Origin of the sequence: Streptomyces sp. NPDC053069 (assembly GCF_044546895.1) — a bacterium.
GTDB lineage: Bacteria > Actinomycetota > Actinomycetes > Streptomycetales > Streptomycetaceae > Streptomyces.
This window is the reverse complement of record NZ_JBITZN010000014.1, coordinates 131,076-147,084: the sequence shown is the minus strand read 5'-3', so window position 1 is coordinate 147,084 and position 16,009 is coordinate 131,076. Positions and strand designations below refer to the sequence as shown.

Annotated in this window: 17 protein-coding genes; 8 read left to right on the top strand and 9 right to left on the bottom strand. The window is 71.4% G+C overall.

Going from position 1 to position 16,009, the window contains the following annotated elements:
• Positions 1-119 precede the first annotated feature (119 nt).
• On the top strand, positions 120-458 hold the full coding sequence (gene wblA / locus ACIGXP_RS29365) for a transcriptional regulator WblA (RefSeq protein ID WP_362111877.1): 339 nt from the start codon (positions 120-122) through the stop codon (positions 456-458).
• 437 nt (positions 459-895) lie between these two features.
• Here wblA and ACIGXP_RS29360 read toward each other — a convergent pair whose 3' ends face one another.
• Positions 896-2,305: an ArsA family ATPase gene (locus ACIGXP_RS29360; RefSeq protein ID WP_399773317.1), complete on the bottom strand. Its 1,410-nt coding sequence runs from the start codon at positions 2,303-2,305 to the stop codon at positions 896-898.
• Entirely contained in the window at positions 2,302-3,279 is a 978-nt protein-coding gene (locus ACIGXP_RS29355) for an ArsA-related P-loop ATPase (protein ID WP_363215592.1), read from the bottom strand. Before ACIGXP_RS29355 ends, ACIGXP_RS29360 begins: the two co-directional genes overlap by 4 nt.
• Before the next feature lie 152 nt (positions 3,280-3,431).
• Here ACIGXP_RS29355 and ACIGXP_RS29350 point away from each other — a divergent pair, with 152 nt between their 5' ends.
• The 4 genes from ACIGXP_RS29350 to ACIGXP_RS29335 all read left to right on the top strand — a co-directional run bounded on the left by ACIGXP_RS29350 (position 3,432) and on the right by ACIGXP_RS29335 (position 5,912).
• A complete protein-coding gene (locus ACIGXP_RS29350) occupies positions 3,432-3,593 on the top strand; it encodes a DUF4177 domain-containing protein (RefSeq protein ID WP_003975360.1) in 162 nt (53 codons plus the stop codon).
• Positions 3,590-4,054, top strand: a complete 465-nt coding sequence (locus ACIGXP_RS29345) for a RidA family protein (RefSeq protein WP_363215591.1) — start codon at positions 3,590-3,592, stop codon at positions 4,052-4,054. Before ACIGXP_RS29350 ends, ACIGXP_RS29345 begins: the two co-directional genes overlap by 4 nt.
• Before the next feature lie 77 nt (positions 4,055-4,131).
• Positions 4,132-5,085, top strand: a complete 954-nt coding sequence (locus ACIGXP_RS29340; protein ID WP_399773313.1) for an NUDIX hydrolase — start codon at positions 4,132-4,134, stop codon at positions 5,083-5,085.
• Entirely contained in the window at positions 5,082-5,912 is an 831-nt protein-coding gene (locus ACIGXP_RS29335; RefSeq protein ID WP_363215589.1) for an MBL fold metallo-hydrolase, read from the top strand. The genes ACIGXP_RS29340 and ACIGXP_RS29335 overlap by 4 nt, the downstream gene beginning before the upstream one ends.
• A gap of 192 nt (positions 5,913-6,104) precedes the next feature.
• On the opposite strand, the gene ACIGXP_RS29330 is transcribed toward ACIGXP_RS29335, so the two are convergent.
• Entirely contained in the window at positions 6,105-6,242 is a 138-nt protein-coding gene (locus ACIGXP_RS29330; RefSeq protein WP_399773310.1) for a hypothetical protein, read from the bottom strand.
• Between the two features lie 164 nt (positions 6,243-6,406).
• Positions 6,407-7,081 (bottom strand): Crp/Fnr family transcriptional regulator, encoded by a 675-nt coding sequence (locus ACIGXP_RS29325; protein WP_014674022.1) that lies wholly within the window; start codon positions 7,079-7,081, stop codon positions 6,407-6,409.
• A gap of 276 nt (positions 7,082-7,357) precedes the next feature.
• Between ACIGXP_RS29325 and nth the strand changes: the two genes are divergently transcribed.
• The 3 genes from nth (at position 7,358) to ACIGXP_RS29310 (ending at position 10,421) form a co-directional block, all read left to right on the top strand.
• Positions 7,358-8,347, top strand: a complete 990-nt coding sequence (gene nth, locus ACIGXP_RS29320; RefSeq protein WP_363215587.1) for an endonuclease III — start codon at positions 7,358-7,360, stop codon at positions 8,345-8,347.
• 54 nt (positions 8,348-8,401) lie between these two features.
• Positions 8,402-9,127, top strand: coding sequence for an NUDIX hydrolase (locus ACIGXP_RS29315; RefSeq protein WP_399773306.1), 726 nt, complete (start codon positions 8,402-8,404; stop codon positions 9,125-9,127).
• 94 nt (positions 9,128-9,221) lie between these two features.
• The gene (locus ACIGXP_RS29310) at positions 9,222-10,421 is read left to right on the top strand and encodes a MarP family serine protease (protein WP_399773303.1); all 1,200 of its coding nucleotides are present in this window, start codon (positions 9,222-9,224) and stop codon (positions 10,419-10,421) included.
• Between the two features lie 30 nt (positions 10,422-10,451).
• Here the strand turns inward: ACIGXP_RS29310 and ACIGXP_RS29305 are convergent, their stop codons facing one another.
• The 5 genes from ACIGXP_RS29305 to acs form a co-directional block, all read right to left on the bottom strand.
• Complete coding sequence (locus ACIGXP_RS29305) at positions 10,452-10,631, bottom strand: hypothetical protein (RefSeq protein WP_351243917.1); 180 nt, start codon at positions 10,629-10,631, stop codon at positions 10,452-10,454.
• Between the two features lie 192 nt (positions 10,632-10,823).
• Entirely contained in the window at positions 10,824-11,753 is a 930-nt protein-coding gene (locus ACIGXP_RS29300) for an alpha/beta hydrolase (protein WP_363215585.1), read from the bottom strand.
• On the bottom strand, positions 11,750-12,238 hold the full coding sequence (locus tag ACIGXP_RS29295; protein ID WP_363215584.1) for a phage holin family protein: 489 nt from the start codon (positions 12,236-12,238) through the stop codon (positions 11,750-11,752). The genes ACIGXP_RS29300 and ACIGXP_RS29295 overlap by 4 nt, the downstream gene beginning before the upstream one ends.
• 126 nt (positions 12,239-12,364) lie before the next feature.
• Positions 12,365-13,807, bottom strand: a complete 1,443-nt coding sequence (gene nhaA, locus ACIGXP_RS29290) for a Na+/H+ antiporter NhaA (RefSeq protein WP_399773298.1) — start codon at positions 13,805-13,807, stop codon at positions 12,365-12,367.
• A 180-nt stretch (positions 13,808-13,987) separates the two neighbouring features.
• Positions 13,988-15,943: an acetate--CoA ligase gene (gene acs / locus ACIGXP_RS29285; protein WP_363215582.1), complete on the bottom strand. Its 1,956-nt coding sequence runs from the start codon at positions 15,941-15,943 to the stop codon at positions 13,988-13,990.
• Positions 15,944-16,009: the final 66 nt, after the last annotated feature.

Sequence of the window (16,009 nt, the reverse complement as noted above, 5' to 3'; positions counted from 1 at the left end):
GATTGGGCCCGAAGGGGGTGTTGCGCTGTGCCCACCTTCCGTAACGTCCTCAACTGGCGGCGGTGAATATGCCGCTGCCGCCGTGGGGGAGCCTCGATTCGGGAGAGGACGGCGCCGGTATGGGCTGGGTAACCGACTGGAGTGCGCAGGCTGCCTGCCGCACTACCGATCCGGATGAACTGTTCGTTCAGGGAGCAGCGCAGAACAGGGCCAAGGCGGTGTGCACCGGATGCCCGGTACGCACCGAATGCCTGGCCGACGCGCTGGACAACCGCGTCGAGTTCGGCGTGTGGGGAGGTATGACGGAGCGGGAGCGCCGCGCACTGCTGCGCCGCCGGCCCACCGTGACCTCCTGGCGCAGGCTGCTGGAGACCGCCCGCTCGGAGTACGAGCGCGGCGCGGGCATCGTGCCCCTCGACAGCGACGAGGTGTACGAGCACTACGCGGCGGTGAGCTGAGGGCATTCCCTCCGGCACACCCCCGGGGCACAGGTCCAGGGGGTGCCGAGTGGGTGCATGCCCGGGACCCGGGAAGCGACGGGGTCCGGGAAACGCCGATCCGGCCTGCGCCCGGGGAAGCCGCGATCTGCCGTGCGGCCTCTCCCGCGGAGGCGGCCCGGGTGGGCCGAGGCGCTCTGCGCGGAAGGCTTGTGGCCTTGCATCCGCGCATGTGCCGGCCATGCCGAGCGCGCGTGTGCCACCCACGCGCGCAGGACGGCCACTGGTGCACGTACGACCGCTTGTCTGCACGCACAAGACGGTCACCCGTGCACATGCGACCACTCGCGTGCGCGCGTGCAACCGCTCGCCCGCGCGCAGACGACGGTCACCTGCGCGCCTGCGGCCGCTCGCCGCACGAGGTGCCGCGCGGCCTGCCGGGCGTCCGTGTGGCCGCGCTACGGCAGTTCCGTGCGCTCTGCCGTGCCCGCTGCCAGTCGGGCGCCGATGTCGCGCAGGCCCGCGAGGTCGTGGACGTCGCCGGGCAGCGCGGCTACTTCGACCACCGCCACCTCGGGGTGACGGGCGGTGAAACGGTCACGCGTGCGCTGCTCGCGCGAGAGCAGCTGCATGCGATCGGCGTGCAGTCGCAGCAGCCCCGCGGTGAGCCGGTCGACGGAGTGCTCCGCGTCGGCGGGGGAGCCTTCTTCGGAAGGGGCGTCGATTGCGGTCTCGGATGCGGGAAGGCGCGAACTGCCGTATGCATCGGGAGAGTTACGAAGTCCAGCTTTCCCGCCCCCCTGATCCACAATGCGGGGGTCCTCAAGATTTTCGGCGGCGGCGAGCGCCCGCTCGGCCGACAGCCGGCCGGCGCCGCTGCCATGGACCCGGTTCAGCACCAGGCCCACCAGCGGCATCCTCTCCTCGGCCAGCCGCTCCACGAAGTACGCCGCCTCCCGCAGCGCGTCCCGCTCCGGGGCCGCGACCACCAGAAACGCCGTGCCGGGCGCCTGGAGCAGCTTGTACGTGGCGTCCGCGCGCGTACGGAACCCGCCGAAGGTGGTGTCCATCGCCGCCACGAACGTCTGGACGTCCTTCAGCAGCTGGCCGCCCAGCAGTTTGCCGAGGGTGCCGGTCATCATCGACATGCCGACGTTGAGGAAGGCCATCCCCGCGCGTCCGCCGAGCTTGGCGGGGGCGGTCAGCAGCCGGATCAGCCGGCCGTCGAGGAAGGAGCCGAGCCGCTTGGGCGCGTCCAGGAAGTCCAGCGCGGAGCGGGACGGCGGGGTGTCGACCACGATCAGGTCCCACTCGTCCTTCGCGCGCAGCTGGCCCAGCTTCTCCATCGCCATGTACTCCTGCGTGCCCGCGAAACCCGCCGAGAGCGACTGGTAGAAGGGGTTCGCCAGGATCGCGGCCGCCCGCTCGGGGTCCGCGTGCGCCTCCACGACCTCGTCGAAGGTGCGCTTCATGTCGAGCATCATGGCGTGCAGTTCGCCGCCCGCCCGTCGCTCGCCACCGTCCTCGGCCGAAGCTCCGCGCGACACGTTTCCTTGATCCTCGATGCCCTTCACCCGGCGCGGGACGTTGTCGAGCGAGTCGATGCCCATCGACTGGGCCAGCCGCCGGGCCGGGTCGATGGTCAGCACGACCACCTTGCGGCCCCGCTCGGCCGCCCTCAGGCCGAGGGCTGCCGCGGTCGTCGTCTTGCCGACCCCGCCCGAGCCGCAGCACACCACGATCCGGGTCTTCGGGTCGTCCAGCAGCAAGTCGATGTCGAGGGAGCGCGCGGGGGAGAGACCGTGGGTCTTCTCCCGCCCCTCGGCCGTCACTGCCGCGTCGGGCGCCTCGGCCGGGTCCGGACTCATGACAACCCCTGCTTCCGCAGCTCGGTGGCGAGTTCGTACAGGCCCGCCAGGTCCATGCCCTCGGCGAGCAGCGGCAGTTCACCCAGGGGCAGGCCCAGCTCGCCGAGTACCGCGCGCTGCTCCTGCTCCAGCGCGTACCGCTCGGCGTACTCCGCTGCCTGCTCCAGCAGCGGGTCCACCAGCTTCTCCGCGTTGCCGCCACGCCGGGCCCCGCCCAGCCCGGCCGCCGACAACGCCTGTGCGACAGAGGAACGCTCCACGGTCCGTACGAGTTCCAGGTCGGCGGCGTCCAACACCTCCGGCCGGACCATGTTCACGATGACCCGGCCCACCGGCAGCCGCGCGGCACGGAGTTCGGCGATGCCGTCGGCGGTCTCCTGGACCGGCATCTCCTCCAGCAGCGTCACCAGGTGCACCGCCGTCTCCGGCGACTTCAGCACCCGCATCACCGCCTGTGCCTGATTGTGTATGGGGCCGATCTTCGCCAGGCCCGCCACCTCGTCGTTGACGTTCAGGAAGCGGGTGATGCGGCCGGTCGGCGGGGCGTCCATGACGACGTAGTCGTACGCGAACCGGCCGCTCCTGTCCTTGCGGCGCACCGCCTCGCACGCCTTGCCGGTCAGCAGGACGTCCCTGATGCCCGGGGCGATGGTGGTGGCGAAGTCGATCGCGCCGAGCTTCTTCAGGGCCCGGCCCGCGCCACCGAGCTTGTAGAACATCTGGAGGTAGTCCAGAAGGGCCAGTTCGGGGTCTATGGCCAGGGCGTACACCTCGCCGCCCCCCGGAGCGACCGCGATCTTCCGCTCCTCATACGGCAACGCCTCCGTTTCGAAGAGCTGGGCGATGCCCTGCCGGCCCTCGACCTCGACGAGAAGCGTCCGCTTCCCCTCGGTCGCGAGGGCCAGCGCCAGTGCGGCGGCGACCGTCGTCTTTCCGGTCCCGCCCTTGCCGCTGACGACCTGGAGCCTGCTCACGTATTCGAGACTAACCAGTCCGGCCGGGACTCACGCGGGAGGCTGTGGATAACGCTGGTCACAGCCCGCTGCCCGGCCTGTGGACGACGCCGGACACAGCCGGCCGTGGCCGGCCGCCGTCCCCGCCGGTCGCAGCGGCTACAGTCGGCCCCATGACCAAGTGGGAATACGCAACCGTGCCGCTGCTCGTCCATGCCACGAAGCAGATTCTGGACACCTGGGGCGAGGACGGCTGGGAGCTCGTCCAGGTCGTGCCCGGGCCCAACAACCCGGAGCAGCTCGTGGCCTACCTGAAGCGGGAGAAGCAGGCATGAGCGCGGTCGAGGCCAAGCTGGCCGAACTGGGGCTGACCCTGCCGGAGGTCGTACCGCCGCTGGCCGCGTACCAGCCGGCCGTGCAGTCCGGCGCGTACGTGTACACCGCCGGCCAGCTGCCGATGGTCGAGGGCAAGCTGCCGGTCACCGGCAAGGTGGGCGCCGAGGTCACGCCGGAGGAGGCCAAGGACCTGGCCCGCACGTGCGCGTTGAACGCGCTGGCCGCGGTGAAGTCCGTCACCGGCGACCTCGACCGCATCGCGCGCGTGGTGAAGGTCGTCGGCTTCGTCGCCTCCGCCGCCGACTTCACCGGGCAGCCCGGTGTCGTCAACGGTGCCAGCGAACTGCTCGGCGAGGTCCTCGGCGACAAGGGCGTGCACGCCCGCAGCGCGGTCGGCGTCGCGGTGCTGCCGCTGGACGCGCCGGTCGAGGTCGAGATCCAGGTGGAACTCGCCCAGTAACCCCACGCACCGCACCGGAGCACCGCCGGCCTCGGGCACCTCTCGAACATTCGCCCTACACGGGATAGCCTCCGGCCATGGCGAACGGTCAGTGGTACCCCCCGGAGTGGCCGGACCGCATCCGCGCGCTCGCGGACGGCACGCTCACCCCGGTGTCCCCCAGACGCGCGGCCACGGTGCTGCTCCTGAAGGACACCGAGTCCGGTCCGGTCGTCCACATGCTGCGCAGACGCGCCTCCATGGCCTTCGCCGGAGGCGCGTACGCGTATCCCGGAGGCGGGGTCGACCCGCGCGACGACGACCGTCTGGTGGGCTGGGCGGGCCCCACGCGCGCGTGGTGGGCGGACCGTCTGGGCGTGGACGAGCCGGGCGCCCAGGCGATCGTCTGCGCGGCCGTACGGGAGACGTACGAGGAGACGGGCGTCCTGCTCGCCGGGCCCGACGCGGAGTCGGTCGTCGGCGACACCACCGGGGACGACTGGGAGGCGGACCGGGCCGCGCTGGTCGCGCGTGAGCTGTCCTTCGCCGAGTTCCTGGACCGGCGCGGCCTGGTGCTGCGCTCGGACCTGCTGGGCGCCTGGACCCGCTGGATCACCCCGGAGTTCGAGGCCCGCCGCTACGACACCTGGTTCTTCGTGGCCGCCCTGCCCGAGGGCCAGCGCACCCGGAACGCCTCCACGGAGGCCGACCGCACGGTGTGGATCCGCCCCGCTCAGGCCGCCGCCGGCTACGACAGGGGCGAGCTGCTGATGATGCCGCCCACCATCGCCACGCTGCGCCAGCTGCTGCCGTACGCCACCGCCGCCGAGGCGCTGGCGGCGGCCCCCGCGCGTGACCTGACGCCGGTGATGGCGGGCGCCCGTCTCCAGGACTGCGAGATCGTCCTGTCCTGGCCCGGGCACGAGGAGTTCACCAAGCACATCCCGACGGATCCGACGACCGCCGGCACGAGCGCTGCGACGAACACCGGGACGCCCACCGGGACCAGCGTTGCGACGACCGCCGAGACGACGGGTGGAGGCCCCGTATGACCGACGCAAGCGCCCTGCCGGGCCAGCCCCGCGGCCAGGTGCTCTCCGGCCCCGCCACCGAACGGGCCGTCAACGTCCTCGCGCCCAACGCCTCCGCGATGACCCTGGACGGCACCAACACCTGGATCGTCGCCGAGCCGGACTCCGATCTCGCCGTGGTGATCGACCCGGGCCCACTGGAGGACGGCCATCTGCGCACCGTCGTGGACACCGCAGAGAAGGCCGGCAAGCGCATAGCCCTGACCCTGCTCACCCACGGCCACCCCGACCACGCCGAGGGCGCCGCCCGCTTCGCGGAACTGACCGGCACGCGCGTGCGTGCCCTCGATCCGGCGCTGCGCCTGGGCGACGAGGGCCTGGCCGCCGGCGACGTGATCACCGTCGGCGGCCTGGAGCTGAGGGTCGTACCGACCCCCGGGCACACCGCGGACTCGCTGTGCTTCCATCTCCCGGCCGACCGGGCCGTGCTGACCGGCGACACCATCCTCGGGCGCGGTACGACGGTCGTGGCGCACCCGGACGGCCGTCTCGGCGACTATCTGGACTCCCTGCGCCGCCTGCGGTCCCTGACGGTGGACGACGGCGTGCACACCGTCCTGCCGGGCCACGGGCCGGTCCTGGAGGACGCCCAGGGCGCCGTGGAGTTCTACCTCGCGCACCGCGCGCACCGGCTCGCCCAGGTGGAGACGGCGGTCGAGGACGGCTACCGCACCCCGGCCCAGGTCGTCGCCCACGTCTACGCCGACGTGGACCGCTCGCTGTGGCCGGCGGCGGAACTGTCGGTACGGGCCCAGCTGGACTACCTGAGCGAGCACGGACTGATCTAGGGGGCGAGCGCCTTCTCGGCGGCGTCGAGGATGTTGCCGAAGGTGCGCGTGATCACCGGGCGGGCCAGGAACCGGGTGAGCGGGGCGCCGAGCAGCGGCAGGGGATCTCCGCCCGGGTGGTCCCCCGGACCAGGGTGCCGCCGGCCGTCTCGGTGAACGTCATGCGGCCGAGCTCGTGCCGGGCCAGCCGGCTCAGCCGAGTGATCCTCTGTCGAGCGCGCCTCCGTCGAGTGGCCGGACCACGTGCTCCACCGTGTCCGCATCGACCTGCCGCCGGCGCAGACAGCTCTCCTGGAGCACGTCCTCGGCGGTGACGCGCGTCACGGGCATGCCCCTGGGGGTCCCCCCGGTCGGTCAGCTCTGCGGCGCGGGTCCTTCAGGCGGGCACGTGCGCGAGGGAGCGTTCGTGCGGCGGGGGCGCTGGGAGCGGCGGCAACGACAGCGGGGCCCGGCTCACGAGAGCGGACCCCGGGGTCGTACGGCCGAGACCAGCGTCAGCGGGAGCGCTTGGCCAGCCTCTCCACGTCCAGGAGGATCACCGCCCGCGCCTCCAGGCGGAGCCACCCGCGCTGGGCGAAGTCCGCCAGCGCCTTGTTCACGGTCTCGCGCGAGGCGCCGACCAGCTGGGCCAGCTCCTCCTGCGTGAGGTCGTGGACGACGTGGATGCCCTCCTCGGACTGCACGCCGAAGCGGCGCGAGAGGTCCAGCAGGGCGCGCGCCACGCGGCCGGGGACGTCGGAGAAGACCAGGTCGGACATGGCGTCGTTGGTCTTGCGCAGACGGCGGGCGACGGCGCGCAGCAGGGCGCCGGCCACCTCGGGGCGGGCGTTCAGCCAGGGCTGGAGGTCGCCGTGGCCGAGTCCGAGCAGCTTGACCTCGGTCAGCGCGGTCGCGGTCGCCGTACGCGGGCCGGGGTCGAAGAGCGACAGCTCGCCGATCAGCTCGCCGGGGCCGACGACGGCGAGCATGTTCTCGCGGCCGTCGGGGGAGGTGCGGTGCAGCTTGACCTTGCCCTCGGTGACGACGTACAGCCGGTCGCCCGGGTCGCCCTCGTGGAACAGGGAGTCGCCGCGTGCGAGGGTCACCTCACTCATGGAGGCGCGAAGCTCCGCGGCCTGCTCGTCGTCGAGAGCCGCGAAGAGCGGGTTGCGCCGCAGAACGTCGTCCACTGAGTTCTCTCCTTGTCGACCTGCTCAGGGGATCTTGCTCCCCCGAGTGCCAGGGGACCGTGTTCCCCATTTTGCCGGACGGTCCAAACAGTGTGATCTGTCACAAGGATGCCGCACAGGTGTCCCGAGGTAAGCGTCAGGGGTCCAATCGGAGTCCGATCAACGGGGTCCGGGGCGGATGTCGGTGCCGGGCTCTAGGCTGGCCGGGTGTCCAATTCGCCGGTGAGAGCACAGGCCAAGGGGGTTGAGCGAGTGGTTGAACGTCGCAATTCCGCTGTGGGCGAACAAGGCTCGGGCGGTGATAAGAAAACCGGAAAAACGGCTAAAAAGGCTGCTTCGGTCAAGAAGGTCACCTCAGCCAAGAAGGTCACGTCAGCCAAGAAGGTCACCGCCAAGAAGGTCACCGCTGCGAAGAAGGCCGTCGCCACCGGCAAGACCGTGCCGGTGAAGAAGGCGGCGCCCGCCAAGAAGGTCGCCGTCAGGCCGCCGAGGGACGAGTCCCGCACCGCGCTGGTCCGCCGCGCCCGCCGCATCAACCGCGAGCTGGCCGAGGTGTACCCGTACGCCCATCCCGAGCTGGACTTCGAGAACCCGTTCCAGCTGCTGGTCGCCACCGTGCTGTCGGCTCAGACCACCGACCTGCGTGTCAACCAGACGACCCCGGCGCTCTTCGCGAAATACCCGGCCCCCGAGGACCTGGCCGCCGCCAACCCGGAGGAGGTCGAGGAGATCCTGCGCCCTTGCGGGTTCTTCCGGGCCAAGACCAAGTCGGTGATGGGGCTGTCCAAGGCCCTCGCCGAGGACTTCGGCGGTGAGGTCCCGGGCAGGCTGGAGGACCTGGTCAAGCTGCCCGGCGTCGGCCGCAAGACCGCTTTCGTCGTGCTCGGCAACGCCTTCGGACGGCCCGGGATCACCGTGGACACCCACTTCCAGAGGCTGGTGCAGCGCTGGCAGTGGACCGAGGAGACCGACCCGGACAAGATCGAGGCCGCCGTCGGCGCGCTGTTCCCGAAGAGCGACTGGACCGACCTCTCCCACCACGTGATCTGGCACGGCCGCCGGATCTGCCACGCCCGCAAACCCGCCTGCGGCGCCTGCCCGATCGCCCCGCTCTGCCCGGCCTACGGCGAGGGCGAGACCGACCCGGAGAAGGCGAAGAAGCTCCTGAAGTACGAGAAGGGCGGCCTCCCCGGCCAGCGGCTCAAGCCCCCGCAGGCCTACCTCGACGCGGGCGGCAGGCCGGCCCCGCCACTGGGGGCCGCGTGACGGAACGATCTCGGGGCCCTCGGGCGTTGGACAGGCAGAGCGAGGGGGGCGGCGATGGCGAGGGCCAGTGAGGCGCGGAGCGGCCAGGTGACACGCGGCGCGGCGGCGCGCGGCCCGGTGACGCTGAGCAGGGAAGGGCTGCCGGAGTGGCTGGCGCCGGTGGTGCGGGCGGCCGAGACGGTCGAGCCGCTCCAGCTGAGCCGCTTCCTGCCGCCGGAGAACGGCTCGGGGCGCAAGTCGGCCGTGCTGATCCTGTTCGGCGAGGGTGAGCGCGGCCCGGAGCTGCTGCTGATGGAGCGCGCCGGCTCGCTGCGCTCGCACGCCGGGCAGCCGTCCTTCCCGGGCGGCGCGCTCGACCCGGAGGACGGCGACCCGCACACCGACGGCCCGCTCCGGGCCGCGCTGCGCGAGGCCGAGGAGGAGACCGGCCTGGATCCGTCCGGCGTCCAGCTCTTCGGGGTGCTGCCCGCGCTGTACATTCCGGTCAGCGGCTTCGTCGTCACGCCCGTGCTCGGCTGGTGGCGCGAACCCAGCCCGGTCGGCGTCGTGGATCCGAACGAGACCGCGCGGGTCTTCACGGTCCCCGTGGCGGATCTCACGGACCCCGCCAACCGCGCCACCACCGTCCACCCCAGCGGCCACCGAGGCCCGGCATTCCTGGTCGAATCGGCCCTGGTGTGGGGCTTCACGGCGGGAGTGATCGACCGCCTGCTCCACTTCGCGGGCTGGGAGCGTCCCTGGCCCCGGGAGAGACACGTCCCGCTCGACTGGCACTCATGACAGGGTGTCGTCCGTGCTGTGTCTTTCCGGGGGCCGACCCCGGACCCCCGGCCGGGCCGCGGGGAGCGGAGTGGAGTAGGCGAGGCCTGAAGCAGTGAACGTGCTGGACATCCTGTTGCTGGTCGCGGCCGTGTGGTTCGCGGTCGTCGGCTACCGCCAGGGCTTCGTCGTCGGCATCCTGTCGGTGATCGGGTTCCTGGGCGGCGGCCTCGTCGCCGTCTACGCCCTGCCCGTGCTCTGGGACGCCGTGACCGACAACGCGGAGGTCGGCACCACCGCCGCCGTGGTCGCCGTGGTCGTCGTCATCGTCTGCGCCTCCGTCGGACAGGCCCTGACCACCCACCTCGGCAACAAGCTGCGCCGGTACATCACCTGGTCCCCGGCCCGCGCCCTGGACGCCACCGGCGGCGCGCTGGTCAACGTCATCGCCATGCTGCTGGTGGCCTGGCTGATCGGGTCCGCCCTGGCCGGCACCACCCTGCCCACGCTCGGCAAGGAGGTCCGTGGCTCCAAGGTGCTCCTCGGCGTCTCCCGGGCGCTGCCCGCCCAGGCCGACACCTGGTTCGCGGACTTCTCCTCGGTCCTGGCGCAGAACGGCTTCCCGCAGGTCTTCAGCCCCTTCGCCAACGAGCCGATCAAGGACGTGGAGCCGCCCGACCCGGCCCTCGCGAACAGCCCGGTGACCCTGCGCGCCCAGCGCTCCATCGTGAAGGTGACCGGCACCGCCCAGAGCTGCGGCAAGGTGCTGGAGGGCACCGGTTTCGTCTTCGCCGACCGCCGGGTCATGACCAACGCGCATGTCGTCGGCGGCGTCGACGAGCCCACCGTGCAGATAGGCGGCGAGGGCCGCAAGTACGACGCCAAGGTCGTCCTGTACGACTGGAAGCGCGACATCGCCGTGCTCGACGTACCCGACCTGAGGGCGCACGTCCTGCGGTTCTCCCCGCAGGACGCGGCCGGGGGCGACGGCGCGATCGTCGCGGGCTTCCCGGAGAACGGCTCCTACGACGTGCGCGCCGCGCGCGTGCGCGGGCGCATCACGGCCAACGGCCCGGACATCTACCACCGCGGCACCGTCCGCCGGGACGTCTACTCGCTGTACACGACCGTCCGTCAGGGCAACTCGGGCGGCCCGCTGCTCACCCCCGACGGCCGGGTGTACGGCGTGGTGTTCGCCAAGTCCCTCGACGACGCCGACACCGGCTACGCCCTCACGGCGGACGAGATCCGGCCCGACATCGCGCGGGGACGTACGGCGAACGAGCAGGTGGGCACGGACAGCTGCGCCCTGTGACGCTGCGGAGGAAGAGTCAGCCGCGCGGTGTCAGCCGCGCGGGTGACGCAGACGCACGGACACCCAACGGGCGCGGCGGCGCAGGATGTGTGGAATCCCCACGCGGAGGTCTCCTTCGGCGAGTTGCGGATTGCCTCGCTGAGGCGTGCTCAGACCGGCGGCCGAGCGGCGGTTGCGGGGTGCGTCACTGTAGTCGTGCGTCCAGCCCATACCCCGACGTGTGCCCCTGCCCGAAGGTCGATAACCGCCTGAGCGCCGCCCAATTGGCCTATGCGGCAGGCATGTGGCCGTTCGCAGGACAAGTGTTCACGATCTGGATACTCGGCGCATCGAGCCCGTCACCGAACGGTCACAGACGAACGCGGCCACACGACCCTCGCGTCTGCCCGTCACCGGCGCGTATCACCGGTCCGGCTCGGGATCCTTCAGCCAGTTGACCAGTTCCGTGGAGAACGCCGCCGGGTCCTCCTCGTGCGGGAAGTGGCCGAGGCCGTCGAACAGACGCCAGCGGTACGGCGCTTCGACGTACTCGCCCGAACCGGCCGCGCTGCGCGTGCGCGTCACCGGGTCCAGGGAGCCGTGCAGATGCAGCGTGGGCACCCGCACCGGCCGCTTCATCCGGCGGTTGAACTGGATGCCGTCCGGGCGGGCCAGCGAGCGCACCAGCCAGCGGTACGGCTCGATCGCGCAGTGCGCGGTCGACGGGATGCACATGGCCCGCTGGTAGATCTCCACCGCCTCGTCCTCCGGCGGGCGTGGCCCGGACCAGTCCCGGATCAGCCGGCCCACCAGCGCCCCGTCGTCCGCGGTGAGTTGACGCTCCGGGATCCACGGCCGCTGGAAACCCCAGATGTAGGAGTTGGCGGCCGTCTGCCGGGCGTCCCGCAGCATCGCCGCGCGCCAGCGCCGCGGATGCGGCATGGAGACGACCGCGAGCCGTCGTACGAGCTTGGGCCGCATCGCGGCCGCCGTCCACGCCAGATAGCCGCCCAGGTCGTGGCCGACCAGCGCCGCGTCCGGCTCGCCGAGCGAGCGGATCACGCCGGTGACGTCGAGCGCGAGATTGGCCGGGTCGTACCCGCGGGGCGTGCGGTCACTGCCGCCGACGCCCCGCAGATCCATCGCCACCGCCCGGTAGCCCGCGTCCGCGAGCGCCACCAGCTGGTGCCGCCAGGTCCACCAGAACTGCGGGAAGCCGTGCAGCAGCAGCACCAGGGGGCCGTCGCCGAGTTCGGCGATGTGGAAGCGCGCACCGTTGGCGGCGACGTCCCTGTGCGTCACTTTCCCGTGGGGAACATCGATCCGTACGGCCGAAGGGGCGGGGTCCGTCATGACGACGAGCGTGCCACAGCCTCGATGGCCGCGGGAGCCCGGTCCTCGGGAAGCTCCGCGCGCGGATGCGGCTTGGCGTTCTGCAGGACGCCCGCCGTCTCCTTCATGGAGGCGGCCACCTTCTGCGGGCCCTTGCTCTTCTTGGCCTTCTTCGCGAACGTCACGCCGATCAGCGCGAGGAGGCCGGCGACCAGCACGTTGGCCGCGAAGGACAGCAGGAAGCAGACCGCCAGGTTCCAGCCGCTCCAGGTCCGGATGCCGTAGGCGAGCGCGAAGTTGAGCATCGGCAGGGAGAACACCAGCACGGCGCCCGCCATCGAGAAGGCGCCGCCGCTCATCGCGCCCTTCTTCACGTCCTGCTTCAGCTGCGCCTTGGCCAGCGCGATCTCGTCGTGCACCAGCGCCGACAATTCGGTCGTCGCCGAGGCGAACAGCTGGCCGATGCTGCGTTCGGCGCCGACCGGGCTGCCGTCGGGTGCGCTCATCGCGTTCTCCCTCAGAGTTCTCTCGTGCCGCAGGCGTTCCGTCCGGTACGGCCGCCCCGCCGGCGCGGCCGTCCTGTCCGGCCGTCCTGCATCTGTGGCCGTCTTGTTTTGTACCGTCTCGTCAGATCATGCCGGACGGTCGTCATCATCGCCTGCCCCGCCCGGTACTTCCGCAAGCCCGTGGCGCGCCGCAGCCGCCCGCTCGGCGGCGATCCGCCGGTGTTCGGCGGCCTTGCGCTCGTGGATCCGGGCCATGCGCAGGTGATGAGCGGGGTCGTCCTGCTCGTAGATGTCCGGGATGCCGTCGAGGTCCTCGTCGCGCTCCTCTTCCTCGCACAGCCGCCGGTACTTGGCGTTGCGCATCTTCAGCAGCACCGTCGCACACAGCGCCGCGATCAGCGATCCGGTGAGGACGGCCGCCTTGACCTCGTCGGTGAGGACGGCGTCGCCCGCGAAGGCCAGTTCCCCGATGAGCAGGGAGACGGTGAAGCCGATGCCGGCGAGGGAGGCCACCGCGAAGACATCGGCCCAGGCGAGGTCCTCGCTGAGGGAGGCGCGGGTGAAGCGGACGGTGAGCCAGGTGCCGCCGAAGATCCCGAGTGTCTTGCCGACGACGAGCCCGAGCACCACACCGAGCGTCTCCGGCTTGGTGAACACGTCCCCGAGCGCCCCGCCGGAGACGGTGACCCCGGCGCTGAACAGTGCGAACAGCGGCACGGCGAGCCCCGCGGACAGGGGCCGCGCCAGGTGCTCGATGTGCTCGCCCGGGGAGTGCTGCTCACCCTCGCGGGGGGTGCAGCGCAGCATCAGGCCCATCGCCACGCCGGCGATGGTGGCGTGCACGCCGCTGTTGTACATCAGCGCCCAGATCACCACGGCCAGCGGCACGTACACGTACCAGCCGCGCACGCCCTTGCGCAGCAGCAGCCAGTAGACCACCAGCCCGGCGGCGGCCCCGCCGAGCGCGGCGAAGTTCAGCCGGTCGGTGAAGAAGACGGCGATGATCAGGATGGCGAAGAGGTCGTCGACGACCGCGAGGGTGAGCAGGAAGGCCCGCAGCGAGCTGGGCAGGGAGGTGCCGATGACCGCGAGGACGGCGAGTGCGAAGGCGATGTCGGTGGCGGTGGGCACCGCCCAGCCCTGCGCGGAGCCGTGCCCGGCGAGGCTGGTGAGGGTGTAGACGAGCGCCGGTACGGCCATGCCGCACAGCGCGGCCACCACAGGCAGGACGGCGGCCCTGGGGTCGCGCAGGTCCCCGGCGACCAGCTCGCGCTTCAGCTCGATGCCGGCGACGAAGAAGAACACCGCGAGGAGGCCGTCGGCGGCCCAGTGGGCCACGGACAGGTCGAGGCCGAGCGCGCCGGGGCCGAGGTGGAAGTGGCCGACCGACTCGTAGCTCGCGTGGAGCGCGGGGATGTTCGCCCAGAGCAGCGCCGCCACGGAGGCGAGGAGCAGCAGGACACCGCCGACCGTCTCGGTGCGCAGGGCGTCAGCGACCAGGGCACGCTCGGGCAGGGACAGACGTCCAAGAGCCTTGCGGGGGGTTTTCCGGGTAGGGGGCGCGGCCACGGCGGGGACCTCCGGGTCGGTACGGCGATGATCACGCCGTCACGCGGAATCGCCGACGGCGCCGCCGACCAGACTTCCCGGCACACCCTGAGATCGCCATTTTACTCGATTTTGACGCCAGAGGTTAGTGAGCCGAACGAAAAGGGGTGCCCGGTGCTGACACCGGGCACCCCTGTCCGCCTAGTCCTCGCTGGGCGCCGAAGGCAACTTCGCCTGGATGAGGTCCATGACCGTGCTGTCGGTCAGGGTGGTCACATCCCCCAGCTGACGGTTCTCGGCCACGTCCCGCAGCAGCCGCCGCATGATCTTCCCGGAACGGGTCTTCGGCAGCTCCGCCACCGGCAGGATCCGCTTGGGCTTGGCGATCGGCCCGAGCGTGGCGCCCACGTGGTCGCGCAGTTCGCCGACGAGTGACTCGGTCTCCGCGGCCGTCCCGCGCAGGATCACGAAGGCGACGATCGCCTGGCCGGTGGTCTCGTCGGCGGCACCGACGACGGCCGCCTCGGCGACCGACGGGTGCGAGACGAGGGCCGACTCCACCTCGGTGGTGGAGATGTTGTGCCCGGACACGAGCATCACGTCGTCCACCCGGCCCAGCAGCCAGATGTCGCCGTCGTCGTCCTTCTTCGCGCCGTCACCGGCGAAGTACTTGCCCTCGAACCGGGACCAGTAGGTGTCGATGAACCGCTGGTCGTCGCCCCAGATGGTGCGCAGCATCGACGGCCACGGCTCGGTCAGCACCAGGTAGCCACCGCCGCCGTCGGGCACCTCGTTCGCCTCGTCGTCGACCACCGTCGCGCTGATGCCGGGCAGCGGGGTCTGCGCGGAGCCGGGCTTGGCCTCGGTGACACCGGGCAGCGGCGAGATCATCATCGCGCCGGTCTCGGTCTGCCACCAGGTGTCCACCACGGGCGTCCGGTCGGCGCCGATGTTCTTGCGGTACCAGATCCATGCCTCGGGGTTGATGGGCTCGCCCACCGAGCCGAGGACGCGCAGGGAGGACAGGTCGAACTTGGCGGGGATGTCGTCACCCCACTTCATGAACGTCCGGATCGCCGTCGGCGCGGTGTAGAGGATCGTGACCTTGTACTTCTGCACGATCTCCCAGAACCGGCCCTGGTGCGGGGTGTCCGGCGTGCCCTCGTACATGACCTGCGTGGCGCCGTTGGCCAGCGGGCCGTACACGATGTACGAGTGGCCGGTGACCCAGCCGACGTCGGCCGTGCACCAGTACACGTCCGTCTCCGGCTTGAGGTCGAAGACCGCCCAGTGGGTGTACGCCGTCTGGGTGAGGTAGCCGCCGGAGGTGTGCAGGATGCCCTTCGGCTTACCGGTGGTGCCCGAGGTGTAGAGGATGAACAGCGGGTGTTCGGCCTCGAACGCCTCCGGGGTGTGCTCGGCGGACTGCCGGTCCACCAGCTCGTGCCACCAGACGTCCCGCTCGCCGTTCCATGCCACGTCCTGCCCGGTACGGCGCACCACCAGCACGTGCTCGACGTTGTCGACCTTCCCGATCGCCTCGTCCACGGCGGGCTTGAGCGCGGACGGCTTGCCCCGCCGGTATCCGCCGTCTGAGGTGATGACGACCTTGGCGTCCGCGTCCTGGATCCGGGTCGCGAGCGCGTCCGCCGAGAAGCCGCCGAAGACCACCGAGTGCGCGGCGCCGATCCGGGCCGAGGCCAGCATCGCGATGGCCGTCTCCGGGATCATCGGCATGTAGATGGCGACCCGGTCGCCCTTGCGAACACCCAGCTCCAGCAGGGCGTTGGCCGCCTTGGAGACCTCGTCCTTCAGCTCGGCGTAGGTGATCGAGCGGCTGTCGCCGGGCTCACCCTCGAAGTGGATGGCGACCCGGTCCCCGTGCCCTGCCTCCACATGGCGGTCCACGCAGTTGTAGGCGACGTTCAGCTCGCCGTCCTTGAACCACTTGGCGAACGGCGGGTTCGACCAGTCCAGCGTCTCGGTCGGTTCCTTGGCCCAGGTCAGCCGGCGGGCCTGCTCGGCCCAGAAGCCGAGCCTGTCAGCCTTGGCCTGTGCATACGCCTCCGCGGTGACGTTGGCATGCGCGGCCAGGTCGGCGGGGGGCGCGAACCTGCGTTCTTCCTTGAGCAGGTTGGCCAGGCTTTCGTTGCTCACGACATCTCCCTCTCGAAGGGTGTCCGTTGTGTCCCAGGCCACAGCTCATCAGACACGGGGGTCCGA